Origin of the sequence: Acidovorax sp. HMWF018 (genome assembly GCF_003061035.1) — a bacterium.
In the GTDB taxonomy this organism is placed as follows: Bacteria; Pseudomonadota; Gammaproteobacteria; order Burkholderiales; family Burkholderiaceae_C; genus Acidovorax; species Acidovorax delafieldii.
The window spans coordinates 1,805-3,286 of the sequence record NZ_QAIM01000470.1; the positions used below are offsets into that span (position 1 = coordinate 1,805).

Sequence of the window (1,482 nt, forward strand, 5' to 3'; positions counted from 1 at the left end):
GGCGCAAGGAGTTTGGCCTGCTCGCCCACCTGGGCCTCACGCGGCGCCAGATCCTGACCGTGGTGGCGGGCGAAGGGGCCGCGTGGACGGCGGTGGGTGCAGCGGCGGGCGTGCTGCTGGGGCTGGCCGTGTCCGTGGTGCTGGTGCACGTGGTCAACCCGCAGAGTTTTCACTGGACGATGGATTTGGCGGTGCCGGGTTGGAGGTTGCTGGGGCTGTGTGCTGCCGTTGTTGTGTCGGGCACGGTCACCGCATGGCTGGCGGGCCGGGCGGCGGCAGGGCGTGATGCGGTGATGGCGGTGAAGGAGGATTGGTGAAGATACGAGCTACCCCACGGAACACCGCGACAATTCAACTATGTCTTTCCAACAGAACACCTCCGGACCTTGCCACCCTCAAGATCGCGCCCACTGGCTCCACGAAGCCATCGCCCGCATCGAAGCAGACTACCAGCGCAGCGCTGACACCCACCTGATCCCGCTGCGCCTGCCCGCGTTTGCTGCGCATGGCATTGACCTGTACCTCAAGGACGAATCCACCCACCCCACCGGCAGCCTGAAGCACCGGTTGGCGCGGTCGCTGTTTTTGTATGCGCTGTGTAATGGCTGGGTGCATGAGGGCTCGACCATCGTCGAGTCGTCCAGCGGCTCCACGGCGGTGAGTGAGGCTTACTTTGCCCGGCTGCTGGGGTTGCCGTTTGTGGCGGTGATGCCGCGCAGCACGTCGCCCGAGAAAGTGGCGCAGATCGAATTTCACGGCGGGCGTTGCCACTTTGTGGACAGTGCGGGCGCGGTGTATGACGCGGCCCGCAAAATTGCCGGGGAAACCGGCGGCCACTACATGGACCAGTTCACGTATGCCGAGCGGGCCACCGACTGGCGCGGCAACAACAACATTGCAGAGAGCATGTTCACGCAGATGGCGCGCGAGCCGCACCCGGTGCCGCGTTGGATTGTGGTGGGTGCGGGCACGGGCGGCACCAGCGCCACGATTGGGCGCTATGTGCGCTACCAGCGCCATGCCACGCAGGTGTGTGTGGCCGACCCGGCGGGGTCGGTGTTCAGCGCCTACCACCGCACGGGCGATGCGCAGTTGACGGCGCCAGGATCCCGCATTGAAGGCATTGGTCGCCCACGGGTGGAGCCAAGCTTTATCCGTACGCTGGTGGACCGCATGGTGGATGTGGCGGACTGCGAGTCCATCGCCGCCATGCGTGCGCTGTCGCAGTTGCTGGGGCGGCGCGTGGGCCCGTCCACAGGCACCAACTTTGTGGCCATGCTCACGCTGGCCAGCGAGATGCGCGAACGGGGCGAGCGCGGCTCCATCCTGTCGCTGCTGTGTGATGCGGGCGAACGGTATCTGCCCACGTACTTCGACACGGCATGGGTGGACCGCACGTTTGGCGATTGCTCGGCTGCGCAGCAGAAGGTGGATGGCCTGATCGGCTGATGCCAGCCACGCACTGCACCATGCCCTCCCACC

2 protein-coding genes are annotated in these 1,482 nt (G+C 66.1%); both read left to right on the forward strand.

Annotation, left to right across the window (positions count from 1 at the left end):
* Nucleotides 1–317, forward strand: a 317-nt coding sequence (locus DBR23_RS31210) for an FtsX-like permease family protein (protein ID WP_233250593.1), incomplete at its 5' end; no start/stop codon positions are given.
* Between the two features lie 40 nt (nt 318–357).
* Nucleotides 358–1,449: a PLP-dependent cysteine synthase family protein gene (locus tag DBR23_RS19780; RefSeq protein ID WP_108499338.1), complete on the forward strand. Its 1,092-nt coding sequence runs from the start codon at nt 358–360 to the stop codon at nt 1,447–1,449.
* Nucleotides 1,450–1,482 lie beyond the last annotated feature (33 nt).

Coding starts and splice junctions, on each gene's coding strand:
- DBR23_RS19780 (WP_108499338.1), top strand. CDS start 358: ATGTCTTTCCAACAGAACACCTCCGGACCTTGCCACCCTCAAGATCGC.